The sequence below is a fragment of the Alteromonas sp. CNT1-28 genome (assembly GCF_022348345.1).
Classification (GTDB): Bacteria; Pseudomonadota; Gammaproteobacteria; order Enterobacterales; family Alteromonadaceae; genus Alteromonas; species Alteromonas macleodii.
In genome coordinates, this window is the sequence record NZ_JAKREZ010000013.1 from 1 (window position 1) to 24490 (window position 24490).

Sequence of the window (24490 nt, forward strand, 5' to 3'; positions counted from 1 at the left end):
TACAGTAGGTGCTGGTGTTGTATCTAAGATCCTAGACTAATCTAGACTTAGCAACACAAGCCAAAAAAAGCGCACTTAGGTGCGCTTTTTTTATGCCTGCGATTTAGTTCGTGATTGTTGTGCCCTCTGAAACACGCCGTAAACCCATCCATGGGGGCTCCGATACCGCATCCCTGCGGTGTAGGGTTTCAGAGGGCACAACAATCACTCCCTTCTCTAAGCATATCAAAACATTTGAGGGGGAGAAGAAGTAACACGCCGCGAACCCATCCCCGCTTTTATGTAAGAGTTCCTGAATCGCACCATGCGTTGTCGGAATTAAAAAGGCTCAGCATTCACTCCCTTCTGACGGTATAAGATATTCACGAAGCTAAGAAGTGGAAATTTAACCCCTTTGTTGTGATACTGTAACAATTAAAGGGTACTATGCTCTGTTTATCAGTTTTGCGAGATTTTCATGATTACACGACGCCAGTTTTTAGTGGGTTCTTTGGCATTTGGTGGCCTAGCTAGCAGTGCTTTTGGTAAAAAGTTGGATTTGGCGTCTATGCCGATTAGTGAAGGCTATGGTGCACTAATCGCCGACCCTCAAAAGCTGCTCGATTTACCTAAAGGCTTTAGCTATAAGGTTATATCAAGCCTTGGAAATAGCATGTCTGATGGTATGCATGTACCTGACAGAGCGGATGGCATGGGGTGTCTTCCTATAGAAGGTACTAGCGACAAGGTTGCGCTAATACGTAACCACGAACTGCACCCCAAACACTTAAGTGCTCAGCCACAGTCTATTCAAAAGCATACCAGCAAGTTGGCCTACGACAACTATCATAGTGGGGTTGCTTTACCAGGCGGTACCACAACAATGGTGTACAACCTTACCACGCAAAAGGTAGAGCGAGAGTTTATCAGTCTTGTTGGAACGGTAAGAAACTGCTCGGGCGGCATTACACCTTGGGGGACGTGGCTAACCTGTGAAGAATCTGTAGACCGACCTCATGGTCCTAACGGCGATGTAGTAAACAAAGATCATGGCTACATTTTTGAAGTCCCCGCAAACGCTGACTCACTCATTGAAGCTAAACCGCTTAAAGCAATGGGTCGTTTTAATCATGAAGCGGCGTGTGTTGATCCCAAAACTGGTATTGTTTACCTGACTGAAGATCAGGGTGACAGCTTGCTATATCGCTTTGTACCTAACGAGTACGCTAACTTGGCAGCTGGCGGCCAATTAGAAGCCCTGGTAGTAAAAAATAAACATCAGTTTGATACACGTAACTGGAGTTCCACAATTATGCCATTGGCGACGTGGTTCGACGTTGAGTGGATAGCGTTAGACAATCCAGAAAGCCCGAACGATGACTTACGCGCTAGAGGATATGAGAAAGGTGCTGCCTTATTTGCTCGCGGTGAAGGTATACATTGGGGTGAAAATGAGCTTTATTTTTGCTGTACTAATGGTGGCCAAAAGCAGCTCGGTCAGGTGATGAAACTTGTTCCTTCTGCTGATGGTAAACAAGACAAGCTTCAGCTATTTTTAGAAAGTGAAGACAAGAACTTATATAACTTCGGCGATAACCTAACCGTATGTCCAAACGGGCATCTATTGGTGTGCGAAGACCAATATACCGATATTGTTGATAACCACTTACGCGGTGTTACACCAAATGGAGAGGTGTATAACTTTGCAAAGCTCCATGCGCAAACTGAACTTGCCGGCGCGTGTTTCTCGCCTGACGGCAATACGCTTTTCGTGAATATTTACTCTCCAACGAAGACCTTAGCTATAACCGGGCCATGGCTTGAAGGTTAGAGATCAGAGGTTGGAGACCAGATATTACGGTTATTTAGTAAACTGGCGTCATTTATTCTTATTGCTTTAAAATGGCGCCGTTATCCCCCCAGCGTGAACTGCAAATTTCTATCAACCTTTCTTTCGTCACGCATCATTTACTTACTTTCATACCTTTTCTCGATTAGCTAGTATCTTTACAATCTAATAAATTAATTATTTGAATCGTTTTAACCCGTTTTAATAGTTTTGTTCAATTAATGATAATGCTCTCAACTTAAGAAGGAGAGCCAAATGAGCGCACTATTAAAAAAGCTAACAACGGCGAATAGCCACCGTGTTTCCTCCACAACTACTCAACCCATTCGAACGCAATGCAATTACGCTGATAACTATTATGGCGACCAAGTTTGCGTAGAAGTCAAAGCCCCTAAACCTCGTACCAACCTTCATGTGGGAGTACAGCTGTGAGAACCTCAATGAAATCAACGTTAACTAAGTTTTTCCTAGGCGGCGTAGCTGCCAGCCTACTTACCTTAGGCGTAAGCGCCGATACACTAACCCGTCAAAATGGTGCCCCCGTAGGCGATAATCAAAACTCGCAAACAGCAGGCCCATGGGGACCGGTTTTACTACAAGATTCGCACCTTATTGAAAAGCTAGCGGCATTTGACCGCGAGCGTATTCCTGAGCGCGTTGTTCACGCACGTGGTACAGGCGTTTATGGGTATTATGAAAACCTAGTCGACCTTTCAGATGAAACACTGGCTGCGCCGTTTCAATCAGCGGGTAAAAAGACCGACGTTTTTGTTCGTTTTTCATCGGTAGTACATGGTCATCTGTCACCTGAGACGCTGCGTGACCCGCGTGGCTTTGCAGTGAAGTTTTACACTGAACAAGGTAACTGGGATCTCGTCGGCAACAACTTCCCGGTTTTCTTTATTCGCGATGCAATCAAGTTCCCAGATATGGTGCATGCATTTAAACCATCGCCGGTAACGAACAAGCAAGAGCCTAAGCGCATTTTTGATTTCTTCTCGCACGTACCAGAGTCAACGCACACGTTAACTATGCTTTTCTCTGACTACGGCACACCGGCAAGCTATCTAAATATGGATGGTTCAGGTGTACATGCTTTCAAGTTTGTTGATGACGAAGGTAATTACAAGTACGTGAAGTTCACATGGAAGTCGAACCAGCCAATAAAGAACTTTACCAATGAAGAAGCCATGAAAGTGCAGGGAATGGATATGCAGCCGCATACTACCGACATCTACACGCGAATTGGTGAAAAAGGTGAAACAGCGTCTTGGGATCTTTATTTACAAGAGCTGGAGCCAGAGCAATTGGATGATTTTGAGTTTAACCCACTTGATACCACTAAGATTTGGCCTGAATCGCTTGTGCCGGCTAAAAAGATTGGTCGTCTAGTGCTTAATCGTGTACCAGATAACTTCTTTGAAGAAACTGAACAAGCGGCATTTGCACCAAGCAATTTAATTCCTGGTATTGAGCCGTCAGAAGATAGAATGCTTCAAGGTCGTTTGTTTTCGTATGCTGATACACAGCGCTATCGCCTAGGTGTAAACGCGTACCGCATTCCGGTTAATGCGCCTAAAAATACGGTTATTAATAACCACGAACAGCATGGTCAGCTTCGAACGACTAGCACTGCGCGCGACGTGAATTATCAGCCAAGTCGACGTCTTGATCTTAACGAAGATCCAGCGTTCCGTTACTCAAGCAAGCCGTTTGCAGGTATGACGCAACAAATTCCGTTCTACAAAGAACAGAACTTCAAGCAAGCGGGTGAGTTTTTCAGAAACCTAACTAAAGAAGGTCAGAAAAACCTAATTAGTAACTTAGGTGGTGCGTTGGCATCGGTGCCTGAAGAAGAAATTCGCGTCATTATTAGTGCTTATATGTACAACGCTGATAAAGACTACGGTGCAGGTGTAGCAAAATTAGCGAAAGCACCAATGTCTAAAGTTCGTCAAACGGCGAAAGACTTAATGGAACAGCAAGCTGCACGTGCCGCTAAAGCAAAGCAAGTTGCTGAAAGCCTAACCGCACTAATGCAATAAGCTAAGTAGCAATAGGGTTGGGAGTTACATCACAGTGTTGAGTAACTCCCATTTTTCTCAAACAATTCTTCTTTAACAATCTTTCTGTAACAGCTTTACTGAAAACAGTTTTGTAGTAACCAAATTTAGATTTACCAGTAAGGGGGCACAATGTCTTTTTTAAAGCAAACACTTACGGCAGCACTGTTCGCCGTTGCCACCTTCACCAGTTTTTATACTAGTGCGGTAAGTGACGCAACCACTCAAGCTGATACTCAACAAAGTGCAACTAGGCCTAATATGGAGACCTTGAAAGCACGTTATTTTGATGCAGCGCGGGAAGGTGATAGCGCCATGCTGAGTGCGTTTTATCAAGCCGGTTTAGATGTTAATGTGGCCGATGAAAAAGGCTACACCGCACTTATTCTTGCGGCGTACCATGGGCATACCGACACCGTGAACTTTCTTATCAGCGAAGCTAATGCCAACCCATGTCAAGAAGACAACCGCGGAAACACCGCACTTATGGGGGCCATATTTAAAGGTCACGTCAGTGTAGCTAAGCAATTGGTTTTTGCCGATTGCGATATAGATGAAGAAAACGAGCAAGGCCAAACGGCGTTGATGTTCGCAAGCCTTTTCGATAGACAAGAAATTATCAATACGCTTATCGATAAAGGGGCTAACCCAGCTCACATGGATAAAGCGGGTAATTCGGTAGCGGATATCGCTCTTTCGCAAGGTAATTACGAACTAGCAAAAGTACTACGCGAACAAAACGCTAATTAACCCACGTCATATTAGATAGCATTGAATACAACTAGGGGGAACTCCCTATTTGTATTCAATGCATTAAGTTCAATACTAAGCCCATAAGAATTTAGAAGTGGGTTTACTATGAAGTCATTAATTGCCGCTGTGTTCGTTCTGTTTTCTATGCCTTCTTTCGCTGGCGTAATTACCTATGATTTCACTCGATTAGTGTTAGGTGACGAAACTGACCAAACCAGTTTAATTGGGCAAATCACTTTTGATGAAAACGAAACCCAGTTCAATATGAATACATGGCTATCGTTTTTTTTTCAGCTTGAGTTTGATGGCACCATTTACAATATATTAGAAGATGATATTGCTGACTTTGCGATAGTTGATTTAGAAAATGGTGTGTTTGGTGATGAAAGCGGTGAAGGTTTTCAACTATTTATTGAAGACTCAAGCGTTCCCTACGAATTCACTATTAGTTCAGGTTTAGCCGGGCTAGGAGCATCAGACTCGTGTGTGTTTTTTGAAAATGGTGACCGCTGCGCAGGTGGCTTGTTTCAACTGGTTAAAACTGTCGAGTCTATAGATGGCTCAACACAAGTGAGCGAACCTGCTTCTTTTGCCACTGCGATGCTAATTTTGCTCGCGTTTACTTCTTTCAGAAAGCGCAAACTATAAGGCTTCTTCAATTCGAGAGAGTGGTTTATTTCCTGTACCTCGTTCGTTCCCTCCAACATATCTATGTTTCTCGATAGTTGGTGTTTTTAGCCCTCCTTTTGTGAGGGCTTTTTTCTTTTTAAGTTTCTGCTTTTTCAACGCTTTTATAAATTACATCGAATAGGGGGAACTCCCCATAGTTTTGCTTCTTTGGTTGTTAAATACTCAAGGGGTACTCAAAGAGAGGTGTATTATGAAGTTCCTTAATAACAAAACAGTATTATCAGTAGCTATTGCTTGTGCCCTACCAGCGAGCATGGTGAATGCAAAAACTTTCGATAAAACATTGGCTGATGCGCTTGCGGCTTCGCCACTAGAACTACAACAAGTTATTGTTACATTTGAAGGTAAGGGACCTGCCACAACAGAACAAATTACAGCACTTGAATCGTTAGGTATCACTGGAGGTGTTAGCCTACGTAACGTGCCTATTGTTGGTGTGTTAGCCAACAAACAGCAAGTTGAAGCGCTTTATCAACGCGATGATGTGGTGTCAGTGTGGAACAACGACCCACTAGAACTAGAAAACCATGAGTCTACCCAAATCACGGGTGTAAAGGCACTACAGGCTGACCGTGACATTCGCATAAATGGCATGCCGGTATCAGGTAAAGGCATTGGTGTAGTAGTAAACGACTCGGGTGTTGACGGCACACACGGTGATTTAGCATTCCCTGATCACGTAGTTCAAAACGTCTTAGCGCAAGTAAACTTAAACAGCTACAGCGGCATTTTACCGATTACATACCAAGAAAACGTATCTAACACCGATATTTTAGGCGGTCACGGAACGCATGTGGCAGGCACAGTAGGCGGTAATGGCGCCAAGAGCGGTGGCTTGCATGCAGGTGTAGCACCCGGTGCAGACATCATCGGTTATGGCTCGGGCGCAGGTCTATTCATTTTAGATACGATCGGTGGCTTCGACTACGCGTTAACACACCAGTTCGATTACAACATTCGTGTTATTTCTAACTCGTTCGGTAACACTGGCGATGTGGGTACAGAATTTAATCCAGATGATCCAACAAACGTTGTGACTAAAGCACTGGCAGACAACGGTATTATTACCGTGTTCTCGGCAGGTAACTCAGGCCCAGGCGAATCGACAATTACCGGTAACTTCAAAAAAGCACCTTGGGTAATTACAGTGGCTGCGGGCAACAAGCAGGGCGAGCTAGCTGACTTTAGTTCTCGCGGTGTCGACGGAAAAGGCGGACAAGCGGTTGTTGATGGTGAAGTGTTCACATGGGAAGACCGTCCTACCGTAACGGCGCCAGGGGTAGACGTTATTTCTGCTCGTGCATCACTGTCTAGCTTAGGCGGTTTGAGCGCAGCTGACGACGCGGAAATGATTGAACCGCAACACCTACCGTTTTATACCGTATCTAGCGGTACTTCAATGGCTGCGCCGCACGTGTCAGGTATCGTTGCACTAATGCTAGAAGCAAATCCAAACCTTCAGTGGGAAGATGCGAAGCGTATTCTTCAGGAAACCGCAACACCAATGGCTGGTATGGACGAGTGGGAAGTGGGCGCTGGTTATGTTAACGCTTATGCTGCGGTAACTGCAGTGCTTGAAGGTGAAGAAGTATTCGGCGATACCGTGAAGAAAAATCGCGAATTTAACGCATTTGCTAATGTTGCTGAAGGCGATAGCTTTACGCTACCTACGACTTACCTACCCGTAGGTGAGTCACCTGTAGAAGAGTTTGAAGTAACGTCTGACGTATCTATGGTGGTGGCGAGCGCGTCAATTGAAACGGCAACAGCGTTCGTACTAGAAGACCCTGCAGGCAACCGTTATGGCTCTGGTATCGGCCTACCTGTTTTAGGTTCTTCTGTTGGCACAGCTGCGCCGGGTATGCCGGGTACATGGAAACTATATAGCCGCGGAATTGGTAGCATTAGTGGTGTGTCAGTTGACCCACTAGGTGTTACAAACGGTGTGGGTATCCCTGGCACTAACGATGTGAATATTCGCTTGTTAGTCACATCAGGTTACACCGGTATTGATGATGCTGTAGGTCATCCCGCTAAACCTTTCATTGAATACGTCGTTGCTAATGAGCTAATGGATGCAAAAGAAAGTGGGTTTGCACCAGACGCACCACTAACTCGTGTAGAGCTTGCTGATACGCTAGCGCTTAGTGCAAACCTTCGTCAAACAAACGACGGTAACACAGTTAACTACACCGATGTGAGTGCAGAAAATGCTGCAGCGGTAAACTCTGCGACAGCGACAGGTGCGGTGTTGGGAGATTTAGAGATGAATACGCAGCCCGTAATGCAAGCTGATGGTGACTTCTTTGGTAGCAACATGCAGGTGAGCAAAGAAGAAATGGCGTACTCAATGGTTCAAGCATTAGGTCTTGAAGATGCAGCGCAAAGCTTTGACTCTCAAAAGGTTATCGCAATTGTTCTTGGTGAAGCGGTGGAAGTTGAAGACACTGATGCGATTGCTCCTGAGTATCGCGGCTATGTTCAACAAGCACTGGCTGCAGGGCTAATGCAGGTAGATGTAAAAGTAGAGCAAGGCCCATTTGATCTACAGCCTACGCTTAAAGCCTTCTTTAATCCACAAAATGGGGTATCAAGAGGCGAAGCCGCGTTTATCCTAACGCAATACGCAGAACTTTAGTCCTTTGAGGCGAGGGCCGGTTGTAACATTCAAAACACGCGGTAAACCCATCCATGGGCGCTCCTCAGCAGCATCCCTGCTGCTGAGGGTTTTGAATGCCACAACCGGCCCTCGCGTAATTTTTAGAGAGGGGTAGCTGAAGCAAGGCCCCTCTTTTTTGTTTAGGGCGTTAAATGCTGTAATCAGTATTCGCTGAATATGGAATTTGGGAGGGGGAATGGAAAAGAGTTCTACGCTGAGAATAAATCCCAACTATTCTAATAAACCTGCTTTTCCTGCCATTCTGATAAGTTCTGCCGAACTGCTTAAATTAAGCTTCTTATAAATATTACTGCGATGATTTTCTGCAGTTTTAAGGCTCATATCTAATAGCTCAGCAATCTTCTTACTGGTGTTGCCTGCTGCAACTAAGAAAAAAACTTCTCGCTCTCTTCTAGTTAATACACTTAGTGGCGATACGTGCTTTTGGCATTGATCGCTAGATGACTGGGTTAGTTCATCGGGAAAACAGGTTTTGTTTGCGGCCACTTTCTTGATGGCTTCAACCAAGCTTTCACCGGAAGATTCTTTTAATATGTAGCCTTTAGCGCCTGCGTCGCGCATAGCTTCAATGTATTCCACTTCGTTGTGCATAGACAGCACAAGAATTTTCGCGTCGCTGCGCTGAGATAGAATTTTATCAATAGCGACCAGACCACTCATACGTGGCATCGAAATGTCCATCAAAATAACATCTGGCGAGAGCTTTAACACAGCAGCGATTAGCGCGACACCATCGTCGCATTCTCCCACTACGCTGATATCTGGGTTGGCATTTAGCATTTGAGACACGCCTTGACGCATCAGCACATGGTCATCGGCTAGCACTACACGAATTGTCATACGGGTACCGTTACTGTTGTTCTGGTGCCTTGCCCTACTGCAGAGTCTATTTCCAGTGTCGCATTGAACGCTTCTGCTCTGTCGCGAATACTAGAAAGGCCAATGCCGGGCTCTATGGCTTTACTGTCAAACCCTACACCATTATCAAGAATATCCAAACGAATAACGTGATGATGGTAAGAAATTGATAAAGTAAGGTTGGTGGCCTCACTGTGTTTTATAGCATTAACCAGCGTTTCTTGCGCAATTCTAAATAATAAAGTGCTTATATCTTTGGGCAGATCAGGCGGTACGGTAATCTCGGTGTGATATTCAATATCTTCACCACTAAGCAAATTTCTACAAAGCCAGTTAAGTGCTGGTTTAAGACCTAAGTCATCAAGGATTGTTGGGCTCATCAGCCGCGATAATTGTCTGACATCATTTAACGCCATTTCAGCGATGCCGTGTAGTGCTTCAAGCTCAGGCGAAGAGGTTGATAATGCTTGCAGTCTTCGTGTCAGCCCTGTGAGCAGCTGACCAATCCCATCATGTAATTCACGAGAAAGCTTCGCTTTTTCTGATTCTTGTTGAGCCCACAATCGTTTTGCGAGCTGTTGCAAAACCTCTTGATCGGCATCTAATCGAGCCTGAAGGGTCGCCTGTAACGCTTTAATGTTCTCTATCTCGGTGGCCAAGTCAGTCAAAATAGGCGTTCCTGTAGTCTCCAACCTGTTGCTCAGGTAATTGAGATAGCCATTTGGATGTTAAGTCATCCACCGTGTCTTCTTTACCTGGAATGGCGCGATAGTAAAGGTGGTTACGCCAGTAGTTAGGATATAACGCTAATTTTTGCTTTAACTTTTCGATGGACTCTTCATCACCTAGTGACGCCTTTACGTATAGCCACTGCAGGTAAGGCTGGTAGTAGGTTGGTTTAATGAGCGAGCCAAGCTTCTCCATGGCGCTGCTATTTTCATTCAAAGAAAGCCGCTGCTGCATGTCGAGCAGAATTTTAATTTCAGTGATTACCGGTACGTTGGTGTTATCGACAAGTGTAGTGTAGATCTCGTCACGTTCGTTATTTAGTGTGCCTTTATGATGCTTCAATCCCAATGTTAACCATTGATAAACGGCAAATTGCTCGTGGCGCTCTTCGCTAATGGTAGGCGTCACGGTTTCAAGACTGTTTTCTAGGCACAACCAGTTTGCGGTAAGTAAACACATCTCTCCCTGCCATAGTAATACCTCGGTTTGGGCTCTGACATCTTCAGAAGCCTGAGCTAAGCGCCTTGCGTCAGCGGCGTGCTGCGTGGCTTCAGTCAAATTTCCGTTTGCAAAGTTTAAGTAGCTGAATAGCAGGTGGTTATAAAGCTTTTCTTGATTGTGCTGTGTACCGAGTCGTTGCTCGACAGTGGTTAAATAATTGGTGGCGGTATTCTTGTCCCCTTTTACCAAACTCAACTGTGCAAGATTTTGATGGGTTCGAAGTAAGTGAGACTCGTCCCCATTTCTTTCAAATAGCATTTTCGCCTGCTGCCAGTAAATCTCAGCAAGAGAGATATCTCCAATTAGAAAATGCATATAGGCCACATTGCTCATACTTTGCGGCTGAAGCACCTTGTCATCGGTTTGCACACGAATATCAAGACCGCGTTTGTAGTACTCTAACGCTCTTGCGAACTGGCCTCGCTCTTCAAACATAAAACCTAGTGTATCGTTTACATGGGCTTCTTGTGCCAAGTCACCTAAATCGTGGAGTAGTTTTACCGCTTCTTCTAATGACGCCTCTGCGGTGGCATAGTCGCCCGTAAGAGATGTGGCGATGGCAAGGTTGGCTAAGGTTTTAGCCCGCTGAGAGGGCTGCGTTTTTGCATCACGCAATGCCAGTGCGTCTTTAAAATACTGCGCTGCAGCCACATTGTCAGCTGCACGTAGGTAAGCAATACCAAAAGCGTTAAGTACTAAACTCTCGCCTCGGGGATCTTTTGCTTGACGAAACGCTACGAGTGCTCGAGTTAATGAGTCGCTGGTTGCAGTTTCAATGTCCCCATTAATAATTTGCAGACGAGCAAGTTCAAACCAAAGTTGTCCATTATTGGGGCGAAGGGCTAAAGCAGCTTTATAGTCGGACATTGCTTTGGCATCTTCGCCAGCCCACTGATATATATCTGCACGCATCGACAGCAAGTCTGGTCTGTCAGGGAACTGAGAAACAAGCGCATCTATTGATTGTTGAGCAAGAGACAGATCTTCGTTTAGCTCTGCTCTTAATAGCTCGCCTTGTAAACGCCAATACACTGCCAAGTCAGAGAGTTGGAATAAGGTTTCTACCGCTTGCCTGGCACCGTCATAGTCGCCCGTATTTAAATCGTTTCGAGCCTTTGCCACCCATCCACCCGGATAGTCCGGTGTGGTTGCTATAATCGCCTCAACGGTGTCTGCGCTATTTAACGCTTCTCCTTTTTGCCAAGCGGTATCCAAGGCATCAAGGTAGCGTAAGTCAGGAAGTGGTTGGGGCGATTGCGTTTCGATGGCGTCAAATAGCGATTGAATGAGCTTGTTAGCAAATACACTTAAATCATCTGATAGGGTGTTTGCATTTACATTATGCGACACGGTAAAAATAGGTTCGTTAGCGGGCATACTAAGAACACTGGCGTGAAGTAAGTAGCTATCGCTACTGGTAGGCGTAGCATCAAGTAATAATACGCTGTTTACCGACGTGGAAGCCGCTAAGTCTACTCTGTCATTGTCGTTATTAAATGGGGATAACGCTAAGTTTGACACCAATGCTTGGGTTTGCGCTTTATCATCTAAAACAATGTTAGGGTGAGTAGAAAGGGGGTAGCGCAGTAACGTGTTTATCGTATCTAAAAGTGGATATTGAGGGTCATTGAGTACGAGTAGCTGAATAGGAGTATCAGAGGGCAGTCTGGGTTGCGTTTTTTGATACCAATAGTAAGAAAAAATGCTGGCGCTAATCACAAGTACCAATATGGCAATGGCGGAAAAGGTGACAAGGGTTTTGTAAGTTACATTAGCACTGCCGTTATCGCCAGATGAGCTAATGTTAAGCGCTTGCTCCAAAGAGAGTCTCTTCGCTGGCAAATGGTGTGTTAATTGATCAATACAAGCTCTGCGTTTTTTCGTCCACAGGTAATGAGAAAAGCCCAATCCTTCCTTTTGTACACAGCCCAGCATATCTTCTAACACTCTTCCTAAGCTGTAGGTGTCAGAGTGCTCGCTCGCTTTTCCAGTTTGGATGACTTCAGGAGCGGTATAGCGTTGGTGTCCGCTCGTTTGAGCGCCAGACGCAGCGCTCTGCCCAATTCCAAAGTCGATCAGTTTAATGTCTGCATTGTGATCAAGAAGAATATTGTCTGGCTTTATATCGCCATGTTTAATGCCTATCGATTTACAGGCCAACAGTGCCTCAACGAGCTGTTGCTGCCACTTGTCGAAATCGGCTTTGCTGATGGGTTGTTGAATGCGTGTATACAGAGGCTCGCCTTCAATAAACGCCATTGTAAAAAAGGCGGTATCTCCATCAGAGAAAACGTCATGAACACGGATGATATTAGGATGCTGTAGTTGCCTAGCGATGTTGACTTCATTGCGGATGGTTTGCATTTTAACCGGGTCGCTGGCGCCACCGTCAATGACCTTAAGTGCAACTTTCACATCAAGTAATTCATCGATGGCGCTGAAAACGGCGGCCTGAGCACCTGAGCCAAGTTGTTCAACAATTCGAAACCGGTTAGCTAAACGGGAATTTGGCGCAATAGAAGTCCCTAAAGCTAGCGCCTCAGTTTTAAGAGAATTGTTTTGCGACGAGAATACATCGGGCCTGTTCAAAGCCTTCTCCACACTTCACTAACCACTACAGCGACGCAATCGAATAGACGAATTGCGTCACTAAATTGTTATTTTTATTTTAGCTTATAAGTGAAAGTTTATGCTCAATAGTGTGGAATAACAAACGCATCGAAATCATATTCGCTAAAGAGGTGGCAAAATCTATGTCCGTTTGGGTAAAGTAACGGCGTCCCAGCGTCGAGTCTGCGTACAATACGCCAACGGGCTTTTCATCAAAACAAACAGGTACACAGATGGCAGCCTGAATGCCGTGACTGATTGTACTATGCTGCTTATTTAACGATTTATCGCAAACAATATTGCCAATCGCACGAACAGCATTTGCTTGCATGCATTGGTTGATGATAGTACGGCTACCGGTAAAGTCCTCACCTTGCATCCAGCTTTCATAGCCTACCCCGAGTTGATAGTTATTTATCTTATCAAACAAAATGAGTGATGCCCGTTCACACCCTAATGATTGGGTTAAACATTCTCTGGCAAGGTTAATAAGAGCATTACTGCTATTACACTGTTGAAGCTGCGTTTGGTACTGCTTTAGTTGTTGCTTTCTCCACTCCCGTTGGCTATCAAGCCTAACTACATTATTGAGTGCAAGGGGAGTAAATTCACAGGGTACTGGCCCAAGCTGTAATACATGGGGTTTGTCTAGCGTCAGGTGCTTTATTTGAATTCCCGCACTGAAGCACCCTGTAGAACTCATGTCATTTAGCTGCCAAACGTGATCGTTGTCAGCTTGTTTGTTTGCTCGTAATACAATATGAGAGCGAGAAACTTGGGGGTGGGGAATAACGATGTCCGCGTTTTCAGCGCGGCCGACCTGATACTCGCGACCTTCAAAAAGCAAGTGCTCACTTACGCTTCCGTTATTTTCTGTAAAGGCTATTTGTAACGGCATGGCATATTCCTCGTCGCGTCACTGGTGCCATCTCCCCCCATCTGTTTGTATAAAATTACACAAATAAGAGAGTTTCTTGCTTATCAGTGACGCCAAACGCTGGTTTAATTGCTCTGGTTTCGACGCAATTAAACGTTTCAGTCTCCAGTTTGATTTACAATGTTCTTAAGCTAAAGCGTAATGTTTGTAGCTGAGTAAGTAGTAAACCTTTCACGTTCACAACGTCACCACTTGAGCGCCATACATCTGCAATTTCATTGCCAGACGCATTATCAATAAGCGATATAAGGCTATCTACAGCAGCCAGTGCCGCATCGTCATCGTTTACCGCCAATGCCGACTGGACATCGTTTATTCCACTGTCTATGGCTGCCTCTAATAGCGCAGCAATTTTATTGCGATTGCCATTTACGATTGTGCTTAAAGAAGCAACTTTGTCATTGATAACAGAACCTGATGGGCGATTATCTAATAAGATAATAAAATCTGAAAATTGTCCTGTGCTGCCGCGTGCACGAAAACTGCCTGATGACGTTAACGTTGTTATGTCTTCAAACTCGCCACCGTCGTGAGACGTAAACAAGCGCCATGGAATGGTTGGCGTGTAGTGAATAGCTTTAGTGTAAAGCTCAACCATCGCTAAACCTTCAAATCCAAAACCAGCGTCAGCTTTCGGAGAGATTGATACAAGAACCGGAAAACCCGAAACAGCGCTTGTTAGTGCTGAGGGCAGGCGGTCTGTAATGGTCAAATCTGTGGGATCAAGCAGCTCAGCGGTAATGTCAATGTTGTTAGCATTAAGGCCAATACTGTTTTCGAACTCTACAGTTAAATCTACTTCAATTAAGCTGCTTAGCGTCAGTTTGGCCTGAATCTTATTGTCGTCGACAGTGAGAGTTGCAGGCGTGACTACCTGTGCTTGTGCAGTGGAAAACAAAAGTAGAGCTGTGGTGGCAACAACGGTAGTAAGTTGTCTGAATTTCATCGCAGTAAACATCATAGGATGACCTCTTTCAGTATTGGTTAAAATTTAACCTAAAATGGTGCCATTATCAATTAATATAATGGCACCGTTTTCAGTGGTTTGCGATTTTATTCGAAATACTGAGCAAAGAAGCGCGAAGCCAATACAGCGTAATGCGCTCTGGTTATAACCGTATCTGGCGCGAAGCTCGCAGTGATAGTAGGCGTGATGCTGAATGGACTTTGCTTTACACCAAACTCTGCGTTAATCAACGACAAAGTAAGTGCTAACTGAACGTAGCCTTTCATATCAGCCGGAATACTGTCTTGATCTTCTAGCACAATTTGCTCACCGTTATAGTCAACAACGATGTCGGCGTTAGGGTCAAAACTAAGTGCTGCTTCTTCCAAGCCAAGCATCTGTACCAGTGAGTAAGCGATATCTAGCTTAGTAACACTAGCGAACGGGTCAGCACTACCATTTACGCTGCGAAGTACAGGAGACTGTGTACGAAGCTTATCTTTAAGTGCGCCACCTTTAACCATTACTGATTCAACGAACGCTTTGTCAAAACCAGGTACTGAACCAATATTAGGACGTTCTTCATTCAAAAGGTCACGGTACTGTCTAACGGCTCCACCCATTACCGCATAGCGCGCAAAGTCCTTGCGTTTAAGACGCGCATCAGGTGAGAAGCCTCGACTATTGATGGCGTCCATTAAGCGCTCACTTACCGCGAACTCTATGGCGTTTTGTTGAGGGTGACCTTCTACGTCGTCCATACCTTCAAAGCCGCCGCTATTTTCGAACGACACGGTGACGTTAAATGTTTCAGGTAAACCCGGACCGTTAGTTAAACCTAATGGGTCAGCTTCTACACCAGAGAGTGATGTTAAACCATAAACATATACGCCCCACGTACCAGGCATGGCTGGTGCAGCAACACGCATGGTGGTAGAAAGTACTGGCGTAGTTAAGTTACCGCGATATTCAGTGCCGTCAGGGGCTACAAGAACAAGCTTGGTTAAGTTTGCAAAACTATCGGCAGACGCTTTAACAAGTACCTCTTCTGAACCTACTTCAAAAGGAATAACTTCAGGCTCTCCTACCGGTGAATAAAAAACATCGAAGTTTTCCACTCGATCGCTGGTGGTTACAAGTGCATTTGCCTTAAAGCTTTTACCATCCAAGTTATTAACCGTAACTTTATGGTCCATATCTTCAAGTAGGGCAGCAGCAACTGCTGAACGTGCATTAACGTAACCCGCTCCGACTTCCCAGCGCTCATAACCAGGCATGTTAGTGGCTGTCTCTTGCAGCAAGCGCTTAATGGTCGCGTTATCAAGATTCGGGTTCGCTTCCAGCATCAATGCGATAATGCCTGAAACATGCGGTGTCGCCATAGATGTGCCAGAAATCATGGTGTAGAAAGGAAGGTTCTGAGGTTCAATTGCATCTATGTCTGCGTCTCCACCATTCGCGGCGGCGTTCAGTACGGCGCGAGTAGAGATAATGTCCACACCTGGAGCGACAACAGAGACTTCGTTGTTATATGTCCATTGCGTGCCGTCAGGCATAGTAAAGTCGCCAGTCTCGCCTTTTAATCCGCGAGATGAAAAGCCAGCGAGTTTTCCGAACTTGTCACCCGCACCTACAGAGATACCCCAAGGAATTTGTGCATATGGGTTATGCGAGTCTTCACCAGGGCCATCGTTACCTGCTGCGAATACACTAATCATTCCCATGTTATGTGCTTTGTAACTTGCCAACGAAACAGGGCCGAGTGGTTCGTACTTGCCGCTAGAACCCCACGAGTTGCTGATAACTTTGATAGGGTTGTCGAAGGTGTATTGCTTGCTAATTGCGTAGTCGAAGCCGCCGATAGTATCTAAAAGCAGCACTGCTGCGCCTGAACCATAGCCAATGATGTCAGCATCTGGGGCTGCTCCACGGTGCTTGCCATCAGACATTACACCGCTACCCGCGATAGTACCGGCAACGTGTGTGCCGTGTCCTGAGTTTAGGTCGGTATTCACTTGGTTTGATAGTGTTGGACCCGTTACGCCAACGATAGAAAGCGCACCCGGATTCAATATTGCTTGCACGTTATCAACCACAGTATCGCCAAAGAAGTGGTCTTGGTGAGAAGCGTCAATACCCGAATCAATCACTAAAATAGTTGAGCCTTTACCAGTGAACTCAACGTTGTTTCTTGAAGCAAATCCTTCGCCCTGCAAATCAGCAACGCCTGTGATCTCACGTGCATCAGCGTTGTATAGCTTCATTTCACGGTTCGCAAAAACTGATCGTACACCGTCGAATTGAGCAATAGCCTCAATTTGCGCCTTCGTTGCCACCACACCAATGATTGGAAGGTTCTTAAATTGCACGCCTTCTGTAATACCCAAGTTTAATAATTGCGTAATTTGTGACTCGGCAAGTGGTGACATTTGATCGTACGTAACAACAGCCATCAGCGATTCAGCAGGGGAGAGCGACACAAGTTTCTCAGCCATTTGTGAGCCAATGTAGGCATCGGCAAGTGTGTGGGCTGACGGGCTTGCTAGCATAGCTGCAGCTAACGTAGATAGGGCGAACTTCTTCATATTCTTCTCCAAATTCTTGAGGCTGCGCTTTTTCATAGATGCTTAAGACAATCGTTTGACTTGTTGTGTCGTTAGCATTACCGAACGCGTTTATGTTGCTGAAGCGCATGGCATTCGTGCCATGTACTTAATTAAAACGCGGCGTTTTTGGATTAACGTCATCGCAGCAAAGTACGCACTAATAGTGGCCGTTTGAATTTTGTTCGAACATAGGGGTTTCACCCTAAATGTGTGACTTTTTTTGATTTAATAATGCGCAAAATTGCTACAAAGGTTTAATAAAAAATGTCACGTTAAGCACCTATAGTAATGGCGTATGTTGGCGAAATTTAAACATTTATTAGTTTTTGTTTATGTCTTATTCGCTCTGTTTTCTCCCCAGAGGAGTTTGTCATGAAGTTTGATTCAATTAAGTCTCGATTGGTTTTAATGACCCTTATCTGTGTGATTGGAATGGCTATGCTGGTGATAAGTCAGCATTATTTCACTCAGCGTTTAATTGGCTTAAATCAGCAGCGAGATGCGCTACTGAGAATGGGGCAAGATTTGCTTCAGATGAGACGACACGAAAAGGATTTTTTACTTCGCCACGACACCGATTACTTTGACAAGTTTCTTCAGCAGTCGTATTTGTTCAAGGGGCGACTTACTACCCTTGTCCCCATGTTCAATGAATACCGTCTTCCTGTGGCCGATGTCGAAAGCCTGTCTGCCTCAATGGAGGCCTACAGTGGGGTATTCCAACAGGTTGTCTCACTTCAAGAGCGAATTGGGCTCACGCAAAATGACGGGCTGAGAGGGCGTATTTCCGAGCTAGAAAAGGTACTCAACGAAGGGGCACTTTCTCAAAACCCATTATCAAGAGAGTTGTTAACCAATATTCAACTTGCCACGCGAAATTATCAAATAACCCAAGAAGGGTATTATGCGAAGTTGATGAACGAAATGACTGAGCGTTTAGTTGCTGATTACCGCAATAGTTCGGCGCTTGATGAGTCATTGATACAATATAGAGAAGCGCTGTTGCAATTAGTTGATGCGTTCACAACGTTTGGTGTAACTCACAATGAAGGCCTTCGCGGAGAGTTCAGACAAAGCGCACATAATGTGGAGACACAGCTAAAGGGTGTCGATACCGCATTGAAACCTATGATTGAACAACAAGAAGGCCAAGTGCGTATTTACAGTCTAAGTATTGCTGCGCTCACGTCTATCGTGTTAATTCTGGTATTGATCAAGAGTTTTGCGACATTTCACCGAGCTTTTGTTAACTTTCTTACTTTCTTTTATCGCTGTAAGCGTCAGTATCAAATGATTGATACGAGAAAGTTAGGGTTTGCAGAGTTAAAATCACTCGCAGAATTGGCGAATGAAATGGTCGAGTCCAAAAGAGATATTGAGGCGCGGCTAGCAAGTGTAGAAGCCGAGTTGGCCACTAAGAAAGCCTCATAACCACAGAGGGCACTTTTCTTTCTTAAGCGGTCGACTCATTATTGCATCAATAAGGTATAAGCCGAGCAAGGTAGAAGCAAAAATGAAGTTTAACCGCTTAGGAAATAGCGACTTACAGGTGTCGGATGTGTGTTTGGGCACAATGACATGGGGCATTCAAAACACCCAGCAAGATGCAGACGAGCAAATGGCGTTCGCCCTGGATAAAGGCGTGAACTTTGTCGATACGGCCGAAATGTATCCTGTTCCCCCAAATGTAGATACCTATGGCGATACAGAGCGCATTATCGGTAATTGGATTTCGCGGAACGAATCAAAGCGCTCTGACATTGTTTTAATGACTAAAATTGCTGGCAGCGGTTTGAAGTACATTCGCAACGCAGGGCCCATTACAGCTGACGCTATCGCAAACGCACTCACCTATTCATTAGAGCGCTTAAAAACCGATTATATCGACGTTTACCAGCTTCATTGGCCGAATAGAGTTACACCTCATTTCGGTAAGCATTGGCCGGATGGTGCTGATCCAACCAAAACCAATCGAGAAAAAGAACTGGATGGTATGCGTGATATCCTTTTAGGCATTAAGCGCGCGCTGGATGAAGGGAAAATTAGACACTGGGGGCTGTCAGATGACACGCCTTGGGGCATTCACGCCTTTCTTACACTTTGCAAAGAGCTGGATATGCCGCTTCCAGTTTCTATCCAAAATGAGTTCAGTTTACTTCATGCGAAAGACTGGCCTTATTTAATTGAAATGTGTGAACTAGAGAACATTGCTTACCTTCCGTGGTCGCCGTTAGCAACGGGTATGTTAAGTGGTAAGTATCAGGATGGAGCCAGACCGGAAGGTAGTCGTTGGACACTAGCTCAGCGTATGGGGTTATTTAGAGATAAAGCGCCAGCGCAGGCAGCTACAGCAGAATATATGAAGATTGCAGAAAATGCAGGAATAACATCTTCGCAGCTCGCGTTGGCGTGGTGTAAGCAAGTACCTGGTGTTACCTCAACAATTATTGGTGCTACCACTGTGCCTCAACTTAAAGAAAATATAGACGCGTTTGATATTTCACTTTCGAAGGAAACATTGGACGACATTCACAGTGTACTAAGGCAGTATCCTTTAGGCTTCTAAGCGAATTTATTTTCTTCCTAAGAATGGCGGGGTAGCACTTCACTCCCCGTCATTTTTGTGTAATACGCACGTCATATTATGAGTTTTTCAAGTATGAAGTTGTGCGTATTATGTCAATGATTGACCCTCAACTAGCCCAGAACAGCGTGCTAGAAAAAGCACATAACTGGCGTAAGTGGCTTCTTTTAGCCTTGTTAGTCTATGTGATGTTATTAGCTGTTAGCATGATTGGCAGCGGATTCAAATTTGCTACTGGCGACCATGCGAAATCTCTTTTTAGTTTTGCTTCTAATCCTGTCATGGGATTGATTATTGGTATGGTGTGTACCGCACTTATTCAGTCTTCAAGTACGGTTACCTCTATTATTGTCGGAATGGTAGCGGGTGGTTTACCCATAACTATCGCTATACCCATGATGATGGGTGCCAACATTGGGACCAGTATTACCAACACATTGGTGAGCCTTGGTCATGTTGCAAAAAAAGATGAGTTTCAACGAGCCTTCAATGCGGCCACTATTCATGACTTCTTTAATGTACTGTCGGTACTAATTTTCTTACCTCTTGAAATGGCGTTTGGTGTTTTGGAGTTTTTAAGTGCCCAATTGGTTGCGCTTCTCCATACTGGTGAAGCCATCGGTGTGTCTGGTGTTAATCCTATTAAAGCGATGACGCAACCGGTAACAGACTTGGTTACACAAGCATTCTTCTTTTTACCTTCTATTTATCCGGGCGTAGCGAAAATAATTCTTGGCATTGGCCTTATTATGTTTTCAATTACCTACATGGGTAAAATTATGAAATCACTTATGGTGGGCAAGGCAAAGGCGCTATTGCATACCAGCATAGGAAAAGGTCCGCTCTCTGGAATAACGTCGGGTGCTGTGATGACCGTGCTAGTGCAATCCTCGTCAACTACTACATCGCTTATGGTACCTTTGGTTGGTAGTGGAATTTTAAAAGCTAAGGATATCTATCCGTTCACATTGGGCGCGAATATAGGTACATGTATCACTGCGCTTATCGCAGCGTTGGGTGTAGTGGGGGTTAATAGTGGATTTGCACTACAAATAGCGCTAGTGCACCTGATTTATAACGTTCTGGGCGTTACGCTTATTTACGGGCTACCTTTATTGCGCAATATTCCGCTCAATTTGTCTTATCAATTATCAGTGATAGCGGCAGAGCGGAAAATGTACGGCGCAGCTTATATCGGTGGCTTATTCTTTATTATGCCTTTGGGTATTATCTTCACCACTATGTAGCTAACGTAGCGCGCCATTCTATTTTCTGTATGCACAAAAAAACGGCGCTGATGAGCTCAGTGCCGTTTTTCTTTTTTAACTTAGCGGATTTCTTAGAATGCGTATTTTGCTGAAACTTGGAAGCGGTTCATGTCGCCTTCAAGGCCGGCTTCAATCTCACGCTTTGCGAAAGCGTATTCAGCACCAACGGTTAGCGCTTTAGTTGGCGAGTACAAGTAGTTTACACGTGTACTATAAGTGCTTTCAGTGGTGGCTAAACCTGTTAATGATACGTCATTGTCTGCTTCAAACGCCGAGAACATGATGCTACTGCGCGCTTTTTCGCTCCACTTGTGACGATACGCAATGCCGTAACCTGTTGAGTCTATGGCTTCAAGGTCGCCGCTTTCGGTAAGTACTGCACCATTAACTGCGTTTAGCGCGGAATATCTGCCTAAACCTTTACCCGTGTTGAACGTGAAGCGAATATCGTCGCCATTAGACAAATTGTATTTACCGGTTACCGATACACCAAAGCTGGTTTCGTCCGCATCAATGCCAGCGGCATTATCGTAAGACAACTGTCTTAATAAGCCCGCAACTTTTACATAACCCCAGTCATACTTTGACGTATAGGCAGCTACAAAGTCTGGAACGCTGTTGTCGTCACTCGTAATTCGGCTACCACCGCCAAATGGCGTAATGGTTGATTCTGGGTTTTCTAGCGCAAGCTGAAGGCCGCCGTTGGTATATCTCACCATAACTTGACGACCAAAGGTAATACCGTCAGTCGTACCAATGAAATCAAGAGACTCTGGTAGTGAACCAACGTCCATGAATGTCGTCCAAGTTTGACCTACCAACCAGTTTTTGTAGGTAAGGTATGCATGGCGAACACGAGGCACGTAGGAGTTACTGATACGCTCATCACCGCCGCTCGTTACAATGAAGTCGAGCTCGAAAACACCGTTAATGGTATCGCCTTCAGCAGTTGGAGTAGAAGTAGCAAAGCGGAATCGTGACGTTCTGATATGCGCGTCAAATTGTGGATCTTCGTCAACGCCACCAACAGGTGTTAGTGAAGGAATATAGAAATCGCGACCTACGCTACCTGATGCAATGGTGCCATCTGAGTAGTCACTAACCATAGCGTCGACTTTAATGTAGCCTGTGAATTTCACACTTGTGTCGCCGATTGTTGCTGCTTGTGCTGCACCTGTAGATGCTGCCAGGCACAGCGCTACTGCTGTAGCCGTATTTTTTATTTTAGCTTTCATCGTGTCTGTTCCAAAAAAGTGGTTAAATAAATGTAAATTCAACGTTAACATTGCTGATTGTGTACTTATTATCTCAAAATTAAATAAGCCAATGGTCGCATAAGACTATAGTCGTAATACTTTTCTAGTAGAACCTTAGTTGTATGCTGCTAAGACCAAAGTCTCATTTTGCTTTGTGGGTGAATGGCTAGAGTGTTTCACCATACAACAAGAATTTTACATCATTGATATTGGAGGCAATCTTTATGACCGCCAGCAAAACTTATCCTGTGCCTGAGAACATTCTTCAGTCTACACATTTAACCGCATCTCAATATGATGAGATGTATAAGCAATCTGTAGAGCAACCTGAAGCGTTCTGGGCTGAGCACGCATCCATGGTTGAGTGGTATCAAAAGCCCACCAAAATTAAAAACACAATGTTTGGTGAAAACGATGTGTCTATTAAGTGGTTTGAAGATGGTGAGTTAAATGCCAGCTACAACTGTATTGACCGCCATCTAGCTGATAATGCCACAAAAGTCGCCTTTCACTGGGAAGGTGACTCACCAGAAGATAGCCAAGATATCACGTATCAACAAGTGCACTATGAAGTTTGTAAATTAGCGAATGCACTTAAAGAAATGGGCGTAGCAAAAGGTGATCGTGTTGCGATTTACATGCCCATGGTACCTGAGGCTGCCTACGCCATGCTAGCGTGTGCCCGAATTGGTGCAGTGCACTCGGTGATTTTCGGTGGATTTTCACCTAACGCTATTGCCGATCGTATCAACGACAGCAACGCCAAAGTCGTGATTACTGCTGATGAAGGTCGTCGTGCTGGAAGAAGTATTCCACTGAAAGCGAATGTGGATAAAGCACTGTCTGGTGATGCGTGTCCGTCTATTACTCATGTTTTAGTTCATAAGCTAACAGGAGGAGAAGTAGACTGGAATGCTAAGCACGATGTGTGGTGGCATGACGCTGTTGATGGCGTGTCAGCGCAGTGTGAACCAGAGGTAATGAACGCGGAAGACCCACTGTTTATCCTTTATACATCAGGCTCTACTGGAACGCCAAAAGGTGTAGTACACACCACGGGTGGGTATCTCTTATATTCTGCGATGACCTTTAAATATGCCTTTGACTACAAAGAAGACGATGTTTATTGGTGTACCGCTGATGTAGGCTGGATCACAGGCCACAGCTACATGGTTTATGGCCCTATGGTGAACGCCGCATCACAAGTGTTCTTTGAGGGTGTACCAACCTATCCAGACGTTAAGCGTATTGCTCAGGTAGTGGAAAAATACAAAGTAAATAGTTTATATACCGCACCAACTGCGATCCGCGCATTAATGGCCCACGGAGATGTTCCAGCTGAAGGGTGTGATGTCTCATCGCTTCGTCTGTTAGGAACAGTAGGTGAACCTATTAATCCTGAAGCATGGGAATGGTACCACCGCGTAATTGGTATGAGCCGTTGTCCTATCATCGATACATGGTGGCAGACAGAAACAGGTGGACACATGATCCTGCCTTTACCTGGCGCTACGGAGTTGAAACCTGGCTCAGCGACTCGTCCATTCTTCGGCATTCAGCCTGCGCTATTTGATGCTGACGGTAATGAGCTTGAAGGGGCAGCAGAAGGTAATCTTGTTATTAAAGACAGCTGGCCGAGCCAAGCTCGAACGGTTTATGGCGATCATCAGCGCTTTATTAACACCTACTTTAGCGCATACAAAGGTGTGTACTTCACCGGTGATGGTGCTCGTTGCGACGAAGATGGCTTTTACTGGATCACCGGTCGTGTAGATGACGTGCTAAACGTTTCTGGACACCGTTTGGGTACCGCTGAAATCGAAAGCGCACTTGTTGCCCATCCTAAAGTGGCTGAGGCTGCCGTTGTTGGCTTCCCACATGATATCAAAGGGCAGGGTATCTATGTTTACGTAACGCCAAATGAAGGGGTTGAAGCAGATGAAGCCCTCACTAAAGAGCTTAAGGCGTGGGTGCGTCAAGAGCTAAGCCCGATTGCTACACCTGATATGATCCAATGGTCTCGTGGATTACCTAAAACCCGCTCTGGTAAAATTATGCGCCGTATTTTGCGTAAGATTGCCGCCAATGAGCATGAGCAATTAGGTGACACATCTACGTTGGCGGATCCATCGGTTGTTGATACACTGATAGAGGAACGTCTAAATAAGTAAAAACTAAGGA

The 24490-nt window shown here is 45.0% G+C and carries 17 protein-coding genes; 10 read left to right on the plus strand and 7 right to left on the minus strand.

Annotation, left to right across the window (positions count from 1 at the left end):
* The first annotated feature begins 457 nt into the window (after nt 1-457).
* The 6 genes from MHN02_RS10090 (at nt 458) to MHN02_RS10115 (ending at nt 7972) form a co-directional block, all read left to right on the plus strand.
* Nucleotides 458-1810, plus strand: coding sequence for an alkaline phosphatase PhoX (locus MHN02_RS10090; protein ID WP_239245870.1), 1353 nt, complete (start codon nt 458-460; stop codon nt 1808-1810).
* Nucleotides 1811-2083: 273 nt separating this feature from the next.
* Nucleotides 2084-2260 (plus strand): hypothetical protein, encoded by a 177-nt coding sequence (locus tag MHN02_RS10095; protein WP_239245873.1) that lies wholly within the window; start codon nt 2084-2086, stop codon nt 2258-2260.
* 8 nt (nt 2261-2268) lie between these two features.
* On the plus strand, nt 2269-3873 hold the full coding sequence (locus MHN02_RS10100) for a catalase (protein ID WP_239245876.1): 1605 nt from the start codon (nt 2269-2271) through the stop codon (nt 3871-3873).
* Between the two features lie 150 nt (nt 3874-4023).
* Nucleotides 4024-4641, plus strand: a complete 618-nt coding sequence (locus MHN02_RS10105) for an ankyrin repeat domain-containing protein (RefSeq protein WP_239245878.1) — start codon at nt 4024-4026, stop codon at nt 4639-4641.
* Nucleotides 4642-4749: 108 nt separating this feature from the next.
* Nucleotides 4750-5292, plus strand: a complete 543-nt coding sequence (locus MHN02_RS10110; protein WP_239245880.1) for a hypothetical protein — start codon at nt 4750-4752, stop codon at nt 5290-5292.
* 232 nt (nt 5293-5524) lie between these two features.
* Nucleotides 5525-7972, plus strand: a complete 2448-nt coding sequence (locus MHN02_RS10115; RefSeq protein ID WP_239245882.1) for a S8 family serine peptidase — start codon at nt 5525-5527, stop codon at nt 7970-7972.
* Nucleotides 7973-8224: 252 nt separating this feature from the next.
* Here the strand turns inward: MHN02_RS10115 and MHN02_RS10120 are convergent, their stop codons facing one another.
* The 6 genes from MHN02_RS10120 to MHN02_RS10145 all read right to left on the minus strand — a co-directional run bounded on the left by MHN02_RS10120 (nt 8225) and on the right by MHN02_RS10145 (nt 17180).
* On the minus strand, nt 8225-8854 hold the full coding sequence (locus MHN02_RS10120; protein ID WP_014977493.1) for a response regulator transcription factor: 630 nt from the start codon (nt 8852-8854) through the stop codon (nt 8225-8227).
* Nucleotides 8851-9540: a sensor histidine kinase gene (locus MHN02_RS10125; protein WP_014950835.1), complete on the minus strand. Its 690-nt coding sequence runs from the start codon at nt 9538-9540 to the stop codon at nt 8851-8853. The genes MHN02_RS10120 and MHN02_RS10125 overlap by 4 nt, the downstream gene beginning before the upstream one ends.
* Nucleotides 9533-12691 carry a serine/threonine-protein kinase gene (locus MHN02_RS10130; RefSeq protein WP_239245884.1) on the minus strand — a complete coding sequence of 1053 codons (3159 nt, stop codon included), beginning with the start codon at nt 12689-12691 and terminating at the stop codon, nt 9533-9535. Before MHN02_RS10130 ends, MHN02_RS10125 begins: the two co-directional genes overlap by 8 nt.
* A gap of 79 nt (nt 12692-12770) precedes the next feature.
* Complete coding sequence (locus MHN02_RS10135) at nt 12771-13610, minus strand: GAF domain-containing protein (protein WP_239245886.1); 840 nt, start codon at nt 13608-13610, stop codon at nt 12771-12773.
* A 154-nt stretch (nt 13611-13764) separates the two neighbouring features.
* Nucleotides 13765-14610: a DUF6689 family protein gene (locus MHN02_RS10140; RefSeq protein ID WP_014977490.1), complete on the minus strand. Its 846-nt coding sequence runs from the start codon at nt 14608-14610 to the stop codon at nt 13765-13767.
* Between the two features lie 92 nt (nt 14611-14702).
* Nucleotides 14703-17180 (minus strand): S8 family serine peptidase, encoded by a 2478-nt coding sequence (locus tag MHN02_RS10145; protein ID WP_239245888.1) that lies wholly within the window; start codon nt 17178-17180, stop codon nt 14703-14705.
* A 393-nt stretch (nt 17181-17573) separates the two neighbouring features.
* Between MHN02_RS10145 and MHN02_RS10150 the strand changes: the two genes are divergently transcribed.
* From MHN02_RS10150 to MHN02_RS10160, 3 genes are all read left to right on the plus strand, one after another.
* Entirely contained in the window at nt 17574-18632 is a 1059-nt protein-coding gene (locus MHN02_RS10150) for a hypothetical protein (RefSeq protein WP_014980384.1), read from the plus strand.
* Between the two features lie 82 nt (nt 18633-18714).
* Nucleotides 18715-19767 (plus strand): aldo/keto reductase, encoded by a 1053-nt coding sequence (locus tag MHN02_RS10155; RefSeq protein WP_239245890.1) that lies wholly within the window; start codon nt 18715-18717, stop codon nt 19765-19767.
* Nucleotides 19768-19877: 110 nt separating this feature from the next.
* Entirely contained in the window at nt 19878-21032 is a 1155-nt protein-coding gene (locus tag MHN02_RS10160) for a Na/Pi symporter (protein ID WP_239245892.1), read from the plus strand.
* Nucleotides 21033-21124: 92 nt separating this feature from the next.
* Here MHN02_RS10160 and MHN02_RS10165 read toward each other — a convergent pair whose 3' ends face one another.
* On the minus strand, nt 21125-22288 hold the full coding sequence (locus MHN02_RS10165) for a DcaP family trimeric outer membrane transporter (RefSeq protein ID WP_014950826.1): 1164 nt from the start codon (nt 22286-22288) through the stop codon (nt 21125-21127).
* A gap of 245 nt (nt 22289-22533) precedes the next feature.
* Here MHN02_RS10165 and acs point away from each other — a divergent pair, with 245 nt between their 5' ends.
* Nucleotides 22534-24480, plus strand: a complete 1947-nt coding sequence (acs, locus tag MHN02_RS10170) for an acetate--CoA ligase (RefSeq protein ID WP_239245894.1) — start codon at nt 22534-22536, stop codon at nt 24478-24480.
* The last annotated feature ends 10 nt before the right edge of the window (nt 24481-24490 follow it).

Coding starts and splice junctions, on each gene's coding strand:
- MHN02_RS10090 (WP_239245870.1), top strand. CDS start 458: ATGATTACACGACGCCAGTTTTTAGTGGGTTCTTTGGCATTTGGTGGC.
- MHN02_RS10150 (WP_014980384.1), top strand. CDS start 17,574: ATGAAGTTTGATTCAATTAAGTCTCGATTGGTTTTAATGACCCTTATC.
- MHN02_RS10105 (WP_239245878.1), top strand. CDS start 4,024: ATGTCTTTTTTAAAGCAAACACTTACGGCAGCACTGTTCGCCGTTGCC.
- MHN02_RS10140 (WP_014977490.1), bottom strand. CDS start 14,610: ATGATGTTTACTGCGATGAAATTCAGACAACTTACTACCGTTGTTGCC.
- MHN02_RS10110 (WP_239245880.1), top strand. CDS start 4,750: ATGAAGTCATTAATTGCCGCTGTGTTCGTTCTGTTTTCTATGCCTTCT.
- MHN02_RS10165 (WP_014950826.1), bottom strand. CDS start 22,288: ATGAAAGCTAAAATAAAAAATACGGCTACAGCAGTAGCGCTGTGCCTG.
- MHN02_RS10155 (WP_239245890.1), top strand. CDS start 18,715: ATGAAGTTTAACCGCTTAGGAAATAGCGACTTACAGGTGTCGGATGTG.
- MHN02_RS10135 (WP_239245886.1), bottom strand. CDS start 13,610: ATGCCGTTACAAATAGCCTTTACAGAAAATAACGGAAGCGTAAGTGAG.
- MHN02_RS10145 (WP_239245888.1), bottom strand. CDS start 17,180: ATGAAGAAGTTCGCCCTATCTACGTTAGCTGCAGCTATGCTAGCAAGC.
- MHN02_RS10120 (WP_014977493.1), bottom strand. CDS start 8,854: ATGACAATTCGTGTAGTGCTAGCCGATGACCATGTGCTGATGCGTCAA.
- MHN02_RS10095 (WP_239245873.1), top strand. CDS start 2,084: ATGAGCGCACTATTAAAAAAGCTAACAACGGCGAATAGCCACCGTGTT.
- acs (WP_239245894.1), top strand. CDS start 22,534: ATGACCGCCAGCAAAACTTATCCTGTGCCTGAGAACATTCTTCAGTCT.
- MHN02_RS10115 (WP_239245882.1), top strand. CDS start 5,525: ATGAAGTTCCTTAATAACAAAACAGTATTATCAGTAGCTATTGCTTGT.
- MHN02_RS10160 (WP_239245892.1), top strand. CDS start 19,878: ATGTCAATGATTGACCCTCAACTAGCCCAGAACAGCGTGCTAGAAAAA.
- MHN02_RS10100 (WP_239245876.1), top strand. CDS start 2,269: ATGAAATCAACGTTAACTAAGTTTTTCCTAGGCGGCGTAGCTGCCAGC.